9 protein-coding genes are annotated in these 9,905 nt (G+C 69.2%); 6 read left to right on the top strand and 3 right to left on the bottom strand.

The annotated features are described in order from the left end of the window. On the bottom strand, positions 1-541 hold a 541-nt coding region (locus NS365_RS17475; RefSeq protein ID WP_244498489.1), incomplete at its 3' end, for an MFS transporter. 463 nt (positions 542-1,004) lie between these two features. Here NS365_RS17475 and NS365_RS17470 point away from each other — a divergent pair. From NS365_RS17470 to cobM, 6 genes are read left to right on the top strand one after another with little or no spacing between them, the layout of a single operon-like run. After that, complete coding sequence (locus NS365_RS17470; RefSeq protein ID WP_058601585.1) at positions 1,005-2,219, top strand: sirohydrochlorin chelatase; 1,215 nt, start codon at positions 1,005-1,007, stop codon at positions 2,217-2,219. Between the two features lie 4 nt (positions 2,220-2,223). Continuing rightward, on the top strand, positions 2,224-2,877 hold the full coding sequence (locus NS365_RS17465; RefSeq protein ID WP_058601584.1) for a precorrin-8X methylmutase: 654 nt from the start codon (positions 2,224-2,226) through the stop codon (positions 2,875-2,877). Beyond that, positions 2,874-4,091 (top strand): bifunctional cobalt-precorrin-7 (C(5))-methyltransferase/cobalt-precorrin-6B (C(15))-methyltransferase, encoded by a 1,218-nt coding sequence (locus tag NS365_RS17460; protein ID WP_058601583.1) that lies wholly within the window; start codon positions 2,874-2,876, stop codon positions 4,089-4,091. The genes NS365_RS17465 and NS365_RS17460 overlap by 4 nt, the downstream gene beginning before the upstream one ends. Continuing rightward, complete coding sequence (gene cobI / locus NS365_RS17455; RefSeq protein WP_058601582.1) at positions 4,088-4,804, top strand: precorrin-2 C(20)-methyltransferase; 717 nt, start codon at positions 4,088-4,090, stop codon at positions 4,802-4,804. The genes NS365_RS17460 and cobI overlap by 4 nt, the downstream gene beginning before the upstream one ends. Next, complete coding sequence (gene cobJ / locus NS365_RS17450) at positions 4,801-6,615, top strand: precorrin-3B C(17)-methyltransferase (protein ID WP_058601581.1); 1,815 nt, start codon at positions 4,801-4,803, stop codon at positions 6,613-6,615. Before cobI ends, cobJ begins: the two co-directional genes overlap by 4 nt. Next, complete coding sequence (gene cobM, locus NS365_RS17445; RefSeq protein WP_058601580.1) at positions 6,612-7,394, top strand: precorrin-4 C(11)-methyltransferase; 783 nt, start codon at positions 6,612-6,614, stop codon at positions 7,392-7,394. The genes cobJ and cobM overlap by 4 nt, the downstream gene beginning before the upstream one ends. Here the strand turns inward: cobM and NS365_RS17440 are convergent. Together NS365_RS17440 and NS365_RS17435 are read right to left on the bottom strand one after the other, a co-directional pair. Next, positions 7,369-8,118, bottom strand: coding sequence for a cobalt-precorrin-6A reductase (locus tag NS365_RS17440; RefSeq protein ID WP_058601579.1), 750 nt, complete (start codon positions 8,116-8,118; stop codon positions 7,369-7,371). The two genes, cobM and NS365_RS17440, sit on opposite strands and share 26 nt — an antisense overlap. Position 8,119: 1 nt before the next feature. Further along, on the bottom strand, positions 8,120-9,235 hold the full coding sequence (locus NS365_RS17435) for a cobalt-precorrin-5B (C(1))-methyltransferase (protein ID WP_058601578.1): 1,116 nt from the start codon (positions 9,233-9,235) through the stop codon (positions 8,120-8,122). Positions 9,236-9,905 lie beyond the last annotated feature (670 nt).

The raw sequence follows: 9,905 nt of genomic DNA, 5'->3' as shown, positions 1-9,905 counted from the left end.
CGTGGAGCCGATGTCGATGTTCGCTGTAGTCTAGTTTTCTCTTAAAGCAGAAGACGACATACGCGTACATGTCCGGGCTCGTGGCCTCGGAGATGTGTATACGAGGCAGGGAGCCGGCCCGCCCCCGCCCGCCCTCGCGGCTCGGCCCGAACCAGCGGCCGAGAAGCGTATAAGCGGCGTGGACGGCGAAACCCTGCCCGAACAGGCGCAAGGCAAAAAGCGCCGCGACGAGCCCGAGCCCATGGCGCGACAGAGCAAAGGCGAGCGCGCCGAGCCCGAGGGCAGCAAGCGCGAGCATACCTGAGCGCCGGGCCGGCCAGCGATCCACCACCGGACCGATCCAGGCGAGCGCGAAGGCCGAGGCGATCGTCACGCCCATATAAAGCAGCCCGAAATCGCCATTCGACAGCGCGAACTCGCGCCGGATGTCACCCCCGGACAGAGCCACGAAGAAGCTTTGCCCGAAGGACGAGGCGAACAGCAGAAGAAAGCCGCCCGCCAGCCAGCGCGCGTTGCGGGTCAGAAAGGACAAGGCGGGCACGGGCGGCCTTCCGTTGATTCGGTCGTGGCGTTCGCTTTAGCAGCCCGCGCGCGACGATGGAGCGCGGGGTGCGCGCTGTTGAGCGGAAAGGGGCGTTTTTCCGGACCGAGGGATCGTGCCGAGACTGAGCGTCGAGGCCTGTTGGGCAGAGGCGCGTCGAGTGGCAAGGGCGCGCAAGAGCAGGGCTTACGGGTTGGGCATTCGTCGCCCGCCCGCCGGCCTGGGGGACGGCGAGGGGGCGCCTTGGCCGGACACCCGGTTTGACGCGCGCCCTCATCCCGGCTTTAAGGCGGGGGCCTGACGGTGCCTTTGGGTGGATCGATTCCGCCCGGGCTCTTGCAAAAACGATTCCGGGACGGCCGACCCAAACCGGGGGCTCGAAGCGGAAACTGTCGGACGCGGCGCTTCGCTGATGGGCGAGGTCCGTTCTCCGGCGCAACCTGACGACGGAGGACATGCGTCCATGAAGGCTCTCATGCTGTGCGGCCACGGCTCGCGCGACCGCGGCGCGGTAGAGGAATTTCGCGGCCTCTCCGAAAAGATGGCCCGCCGCCTGCCGGACTGGACGGTGGAATACGGCTATCTGGAATTTGCCACGCCCATCATCCGCACCGGGCTCGACGCGCTGCGCGAAAAGGGCGCGCGGGAGATTCTGGCCCTGCCGGGCATGTTGTTCGCCGCCGGCCACGCAAAGAACGACATTCCGTCGGTTCTCAACACCTATGCCGCCTCGAACGACGTTTCCATCACCTATGGCCGCGAACTCGGCATCGACCCCAAGATGATCCGCGCCGCCGGCGAGCGGATTCGCGAGGCGCTGCGGCTGGATGGATGGCGCGACGGCGAGCCGCTGCACGACACGATGCTGGTGGTGGTCGGGCGCGGCGCGTCGGACCCCGACGCCAATTCCAATGTCGCCAAGGTCATGCGCATGCTCTGGGAAGGGCTCGGCTTCGGCTGGGGCGAGACGGCCTATTCCGGCGTCACCTTTCCGCTGGTCGAGCCGGCGCTGCGCCATGTCTCGCGCCTCGGCTACAAGCGCATCGTCGTGTTTCCCTATTTCCTGTTCACCGGCATTCTGGTGGACCGCATCTATTCCTCGACCGACACGGTGGCCGCCGAGCAGCCGGACGTGAAGTTCCTGAAAGCCTCCTATCTCGGCGCGCATGACCTCGTGGTCGAAACCTTCGTGGATCGCCTGACCGAGATCCTCGAAGGCACGAACAACATGAACTGCCAGATGTGCAAGTACCGCGAGCAGGTGCTCGGCTTCGAAACGGAAGTCGGCCTGCCGCAGGAAAGCCACCACCACCATGTCGAGGGCATCGGCACGGGGCCGGCGGAACCGGCGCACGATCATGGGCACGATCACAGCCATGGGCACGGGCATGACCACGGGCATCATCACCATGGCGATCACCACCATGGGCACGACCACCACGGCCATGACCATGGGCACAGCCACGACCACGGGCATGACCATGCTCACACGCATGAGCACGCGCATTCGGCGGATCATTCTCATGATCATGCGGGTGGTCACACGCACGGCCATGCGCACGATCACGGCCATTCCCATGGTCATGACCATTCTCACGGCCACGGCCACACGCATACCCACCACCCCTATCCCCATGCCGATCACCCGCTCGGGCCGCGCTCGCTGAAGCGGGGGTAAGTTCGTGGGGCTGAACTATCTGAAGGACCCCGCCGCGATCTACGAGGCGAGCTTCGCCACGATCCGGCGCGAGGGTGCGCCTTTGCTGGAGCGCCTGCCGGAGGAGGCGCGGGAGCTGACCATCCGCGTCGCTCATAGCTGCGGCATGGTGGATGCGATCGCGGACTTGCGATTGTCCGCCGATCTCGTTGCGGCTGGCCGCGCGGCGCTGCTAGCCGGCGCGCCGGTTCTGGTGGATGCGCAGATGGTGGCGCATGGCGTGATCGCCCGGCATCTGCCGACCGGCAATAGTGTGGTTTGCCGGCTGAGCGAGCCCGAGATTGCCCCTCTCGCCGCGCGCCTTGGCACGACGCGCTCGGCCGCGCAGGTCGATCTCTGGATCGAGCGCGGCGAGTTGGCGGGCGCGGTTGTCGCCATCGGCAATGCGCCGACTGCGCTGTTCCATCTTCTGGAGCGGCTGGACGAGGGGGCCGCGCCGCCGGCCGCGATCCTCGCCTTTCCGGTCGGCTTCGTCGGCGCGGCCGAATCCAAGGACGAACTCTTCGCTCGCCCGCGCGGCGTCCCCTTCGCGACGCTTCTCGGCCGGCGCGGCGGCAGCGCCATGGCGGCGGCGGCGGTCAATGCGCTGGCCGCCGGGCTGCGGGGTGGGCTCGCGTGACGGCGCCCTGGCTCGATCTGATCGGCGTCGGCGAGGGCGGCCTCGAGACGCTTTCACCGGAGGCTGCGGCGCGCCTCGACCGCGCCGAGATCGTCTTCGGCGGGCATCGGCATCTCGCCATGCTGCCCGCCGCGCACCCAGCCGAGCGTCAGCCCTGGCGCTCGCCCTTCGCGGAGAGCGCCACCGACATTCTCGCCGCGCGCGGGCGGCGGGCCGTGGTGCTGGGGACGGGCGATCCGTCCTGGTTCGGGCCGGCGAAATGGCTGCGCGGCGTGCTCGATGCGGCGGAGTTCCGCGTCTGGCCCACACCCTCCGCCTTCTCGCTCGCAGCCGCCAGGCTCGGATGGGCGCTGGAGGATTGCCGTTGCCTCACCGTGCATGGCCGCGCGCTGGAGAATGCGGCGGCGGATTTCGCTGAGGGGCGAAAACTCCTCATCCTCTCCGAAGACGGCGCTTCGCCCGCTGCGCTCGCCGCGCTGCTGACGCAGGCCGGCTATGGCGCGAGCCCCGTCCATGTTCTCGAACATCTCGGCGGTCCGCATGAGCGCATCCGCGCGGCGCTGGCGGAAGGCTTCGATCTCACGGACATCGCCGCGCTCAACACCGTCGCCGTGGAATGCGTGGCCGCAGAGGGCGGCAAGGTCTGGCCGCCCGGCCCCGGCTTGCCGGACGAGGCGTTTCGCCATGACGGCAAGATGACCAAGCGGGTCTTGCGCGCACTGGCCCTTTCCGCGCTGTCGCCCCGCGCGGGCGAACTCCTGTGGGATGTCGGCTCCGGCTCCGGCGCGATCGCGGTGGAATGGTGCCGCGCGGCGTCGGCTGCGCGGGCACTCGCCATCGAGCCGAACCCGGAGCGTCTGGCTTTCATCCGCGAAAACCGCCTCCGGCTCGCCGCGCCGGGCATCACCATCGTCCCCGCGCGCGCGCCGGAAGCCTTCGACGGGCTGGCCGCGCCGGACGCCGTGTTCATCGGCGGCGGGCTGACGGAAAGCGTCTTCGCGCCGGCTTACCACGCTCTGAAACCCGGCGGTCGGCTCGTCGCCCATGCCGTGACGCTGGAATCGGAAGCCATCCTCTTGAGCCTGCACGCAGAGCACGGCGGCGATCTGATGAGGGTCTCGGTGGACCATGCCTCGCCCGTCGGTCCGTTTCGCGGCTGGCGGGCCTCCATGCCCGTTCTCCATTGGCATCTGACGAAAGAGGCGGGCGCATGACCGGCACGCTGTACGGGATCGGCCTCGGCCCCGGCGACCCCGAGCTTCTGACGCTGAAGGCCCATCGCATCCTGCAAACCGTGCCCGTCATCGCCTATCCCGCGCCCGATGGCGCGCCCTCGCTCGCGCGCAGCATCGCCGCGCCGCATCTTCCGGGCGGACAGGTCGAACTGCCGATCGGCCTCTGCATGGCGGTCGAGCGCGCGCCGGGGCAGGGCGGCTATGACGCCGCCGCGCCCGAGATCGCCGCGCATTTGCAAGCCGGGCGAGACGTCGCGGTTCTCTGCGAAGGCGATCCGTTCTTCTACGGCTCCTTCCTGCATCTCTTCGCGCGGCTGGGCGCCGACTTCGCGACCGAGATCGTGCCGGGCGTCTCCTCCGTCATGGCCGCTGCCGCCTGCGCTCGGCGTCCGCTCGTGGTGCGCAACGATCGCTTCGCCGTGCTCCCGGCAACGCTCCCCGACGAAGCGTTGCGCGCCGGCATCGAAGCGGCGGAGAGTGTCGCCATTCTGAAGCTCGGCCGCCATTTTGCGCGGGTGAAACGCCTGATCGCGGAGATGGGCCTGACGAACGGCGCGCTTTATGCCGAGCGCGTGACACAAGCCGGCGAGCAGGTGCGGCCGCTGGCCGAGACCGGCGACACGGCCCCCTATTTTGCGCTGATCCTTCTCTACAAGGGCCGGGAGCCCGCCATTCTTGGGCATGATCGATGAATGAGCCGGCTTATGTCTGCCTCACGCCCGCCTCGCTCGCGCTGGCCGAGCGTCTGCGCGATGCGCTGGGGGGCGAGACCCATGGCTTTGCGCCGCGCGTTTTCAACGCCGACCGGAGCTTCGGGGATGTCGGCGCGCATCTGGCCACTCTCTTTGCCGAGGGGCGGCCCATCCTGGCGCTGATGGCGACGGGCGCGCTGATCCGTCTTCTCGCGCCTCATCTTGCCGACAAGCACGCCGAGCCGCCGGTTCTCGCCATCGCGGAGGACGGCTCGGCCGTGGTGCCGCTGCTGGGCGGCCACCATGGCGCGAACGACTGGGCGCGGCGGGTCGCCGCCATTACGGGCGGTTTTGCCGCCGTCACCACCGCCGGGGACCTGCGCTTCGGCGTGGCGCTGGATGCGCCGCCGGTGGGCTACGTGCTCGAAAATCCCGGCGACGCCAAACCCGTCATGGCCGATCTTGTCGCGGGCGAGTTCGCCTGGATCGAGGGCGATGCGCCCTGGCTGACGGGCTCCTCCATCCCCGTATCGGACGACGCTCGCATCGCGCTCACCGTCTCGGACGCCGCGCGCGAACCGACTGAGACCGAGCTTCTCTACCGCCCGAAGACCCTCGTCCTCGGCATCGGGGCCGAGCGCGGCGCGCCCGCTGATGAAGCGATTGCGCTGGCGAAGGCCGCGCTGGCGGAAGCCGGCGTCTCACCGCTGTCGCTCGCCGCTGTCGCCTCGCTGGACCTGAAAGCCGACGAACCGGCAGTTCATGCCGTGGCAAGCCATTTCCGCGTTCCCGCCCGCTTTTTCGATGCCGCGACGCTGGAGGCACAAGCGCCCCGCCTCGCCAACCCGTCCGACATCGTGTTCCGCGAAACGGGCTGCCATGGCGTTGCCGAGGGCGCGGCGCTCGCCGGGGCGGGCGAGGGCGGTGCGCTGATCCTCCCCAAGCGCAAATCCGCCCGCACCACGGCCGCGCTCGCCCGCGCGCCGCAGCCGCTCGACACTCGGAGCACCGGCCGGGCGCGGGGCACGCTTTTCGTCGTCGGTATCGGTCCGGGCTCGGAGGGCTGGCGCTCGCCGGAGGTCTCGCGCATGGTGGCCGCGAGCACCGATCTTGTCGGCTATTCGCTTTATCTCGACCTTTTGGGACCGCTTGCGCGCGGCAAGGCGCGGCATGATTTCGACCTTGGCGCGGAAGAGGCGCGCGTGCGTCACGCGATGGAACTCGCCGCCGAGGGCCGCCACGTCGCGCTGGTCTGTTCGGGCGATGCCGGCATCTATGCCATGGCGACGCTGGTCTTCGAGCTGATGGACCGGGGCGGCGTGTCGGACGCGGCGCGGCGGATCGAGGTTCAGGTCTCGCCCGGCATTTCGGCGCTCCAGGCCGCCGCCGCGCGGGCCGGCGCGCCGCTCGGCCACGACTTCTGCACCATTTCGCTGTCCGATCTCCTGACGCCCTGGGACGACATCCAGCGCCGTGTGAAGGCGGCGGCCGAAGGCGATTTCGTGATCGCCTTCTACAATCCCGTCTCCAAGCGCCGGCGCACGCAGCTCGCTCATGCGCGGGGCGTGCTTCTCCAGCATCGCCCCTCTGATACGCCCGTCGTGCTCGCCACCAATCTCGGCCGGCCGGGCGAGAGCGTGCGCATCGTGGACCTGTCGGCCCTCGACGTGGACGAGGTGGACATGCTGACCGTCGTCGTGGTCGGCTCGTCCAACACGCGCGCCTTCACCTCGGGCGAGGGCCGCCGCTTCGCCTATACGCCGCGCGGCTACGCCGCCAAGCCCGGCACCAGCATTTCGGAGGCGCCATGACCGTTCATTTCATTGGGGCCGGCCCCGGCGCGGCCGATCTCATCACGCTGCGCGGCCTGCGCCTCATCGAGCGCTGCCCGGTCTGCCTCTATGCCGGCTCGCTCGTGCCAGAAGAGATCGTCAAGGCCGCGCCGGAGGGCGCGCGCGTGCTCGACACCGCGCCGATGCATCTCGACGAGATCATCGCGGAAATGCAGGCGGCCCACGAGCGGGGCGAGGATGTCGCGCGCGTTCATTCCGGCGATCCCTCGATCTACGGGGCGACGGCCGAGCAGATGCGCCGGCTGGATGCGCTCGGCATTTCCTATGACGTGACGCCGGGCGTGCCGGCCTTCGCGGCGGCGGCCGCCGCGCTCAAGACCGAACTCACCGTGCCGGAAGTCTGTCAGACCATCGTGGTCACCCGCACGGCGATGAAGTCTTCGGCCATGCCCGAGGGCGAAGATCTGGCGACGCTCGGCCAAAGCGGCGCGACGCTGGCGATCCACCTCTCCATCCGCAACCTCGCTCATATCGAGCGTGAGCTGGGGCCGCTTCCGGCTTACGGGCCGGACTGTCCTGTGATCGTTGCCTACCGCGTCGGCTGGCCGGACGAGCAGTTCATCCGTGCAACGCTCTCGACGGTTGCGCGGGCGGTGCGCGAGGCGAAGCTGACGCGCACGGCGCTCGTCTTCGTCGGGCGCGCCCTGGGGGCTAAGGACTTCGTGGATTCCAAGCTCTACGACGCCAGCCACCCCCATATCCTGCGCCCGGTCAGGAAGGCGAAGTCAGCCAGCTAAGCGCGGCGTCGAGGTCTCGCAGGATCGGCCCGTCCGGTTCGGGCGGGCGCTGAATCAGGATAACCGGAAGTTGCAGATTTCGGGCCGCCGCGATCTTGGCATAGCCGCGCGCGCCGCCCGAATTCCGGCAGACGAGATGGGTGATACCGTGCTCGCGAAATAGCTCGGCTTCCTCCGCGACGTCCTGCGATGGCTTGCCGGTGACGAGCGTCGCCGCGAAGGGCAGCGGTTCGGCGGGCGCATCCACCTGCCGCAACACCGGGCAAAGGTCTGGGCGGTGGCGAAAGGGCGCGATATGCTGGCTGCCCAGCGCCAGAAAGGGCCGCGCGCCCGAGGGTAACGCATCGCGCGCGGTGCGCAGACAAGCCACCTCCTGCCAGCGATCGCCATCGACCGGCTCCCAAGGCGCGCGCAGGAATGTCGCTCGGGGAATGCCGGCTAAGCGGGCCGCCTCGCCCGCGTTGCGCGACATGCCGACGGCGTAAGGATGGGTCGTGTCGAGCAGGCGCGTGACGCCGTGCTCGCGCATGAAGCGGGCCAAGCCAGCCGCCCCTCCGAAGCCGCCGATGCGCGTCTCCACTCCGTCCGGCAGTGCGGGCGCTTTGGTTCGTCCCGCCAGCGACAGGAGAAGTTGGATGTCCGGCCTAGTCGTCCGCAGGCGCCGCGCCAGAACCGAGGCCTCCGCCGTGCCACCGAGAAGAAGGACGAAGGGCGCTTCCTCCATCTCAGCCGCCGATCCGGGCGATCACCGCGCCCGCCCTGTCCACCGCCAGCACTTCCACGGCAACCGAGGCATCGCCCAGCGTCTCGCGGATGGTTGCGAGCGCGCGGCGCGCCACGGCTTCGGCCAGATCGATGCCGGCTTCCTGGCAGAGGTCGAGCACTTCCTTGGCCGTGTTGGCGATGAGGATGCGCGGCGTCAGGGCCGGGGTGCCGGTGAGGTCCGCCAGAAAGGCGAAGTCCACCTGGCTGCGGCCGGAATGAAGGTCGAGCGAGCCCTGGGCGAGCTTGGTGAGCTTGGCGAAGCCCCCCGCCAGCGTCAGGTTCGGCACCGGGTGGCGGCGCAGATATTTGAGGACGCCGCCGGCAAAGTCGCCCATGTCGAGACAGGCAATGTCAGGCAGTTCGGGGTGGAGCCGGCGCGCGGCGTCTTCGCTGGCCGATCCCGTCGCGGCGATGACGCGGGGGAGGTTGGCGGCGCGCGCGACGTCGATGCCGCGATGGATGGAGTGAATCCAGGCCGAGCAGGAGAAGGGATGAACGACGCCCGTCGTGCCGAGGATCGACAGCCCCCCGAGAATGCCGAGCCGCCCGTTCCAGGTCTTCTCGGCGAGCGCCACGCCGTTCGTGACGGAAATCGTGATCTCGACATTATCAGCGCGCCCCTGCGCAGCGCAAAGGGCCTCCACCACCTCACCCATCATCCGGCGCGGCACGGGATTGATCGCCGGCTCACCGGGCGGGATCGGCAGGCCGGGCCGCGTCACCGTCCCGACGCCCTCGCCGGCCCGAAACACGAGACCGGAGCCGGGGGCGGTGAGGCGAACGGTGGAGACGATTTCGGCCAGATGCGTCACATCCGGGTCGTCGCCCGCATCCTTGATGATGCTCGCCATGGCCGAGCCTTCACCCAGCCGCGTGCGCGCCAAGGCGAAGGCGGGTCGCTCGCCTTTGGGCAAGGTAATCTCAACGGGATCGGGGAAATGGCCCGTCAGAAGGGCTTCCAGCGCAGCCTTGGTGGCGGCCGTGGCGCAGGCTCCTGTCGTCCAGCCGCGCCGGAGCGCCGCGCCGTCCCGCCGGGGCGCGCTCGTCTCCCGCCGCTTGCCGAGATTGAAGCTCATGGGAGGGCTTATAGGCCGGCTGCTTAGAGGCGCAAGCGGTCGGCACGTTGAGCGGTGAGCGCGCAGTCCTTGCGCCGGCCTTTGCCGGCTGAACGCGGCAGGCCATGGCGTGGGTCGAACGCTCAAGCCGTTGGGGCTAGGCCAGCGCCGAACGGGCCGCAAGACGGCGCGAACGGTTACGAGCGATGATCGTGACCGGGCGGATCGGAGCGAAGATGATGTTGCTTGACCGGTCGCTTCGGGCCACTCGCTTCGGACCCACGGGAGCGCTGTCAGGCCTGAATTTCGCTCTTTCGGGTCGCGTTGCTGGGCAGGCCGATCCGTTGCCGCATTCTGCTGGACCGGGTGGGCCACACAGGGTTGATCCAGGAGGCGGTGCCAACCCCGCTTTTTACCAAACCAGTGTTTCGCCACGAAGGTTGGCTTGTTCGCAACGCCGGTTCTGCTTCGCGTGTGGCCGGCCAGCGGGCCGCGTGTCTCGTCGGTCCTTCCAACTGTCGGGAATGCTTGGCCGGGAGCCCGCGCATCGGCAGGGCTTCGCGGCTCGTAGCGAACGAAAATCCCTTGCCCCCTCCACCCGGAGGTTTTGTTCTCGGCTCTTATTGCGCCATCGGGCGGCGGCACAGTTGATGGGGCGGCGGCAAGGTTGGTAGACCGGGCGCGAAGCGGC

Origin of the sequence: Aureimonas ureilytica (assembly GCF_001475935.1) — a bacterium.
Lineage (GTDB): Bacteria > Pseudomonadota > Alphaproteobacteria > Rhizobiales > Rhizobiaceae > Aureimonas > Aureimonas ureilytica_A.
This window is presented reverse-complemented; position numbering and strand designations above follow the sequence as displayed.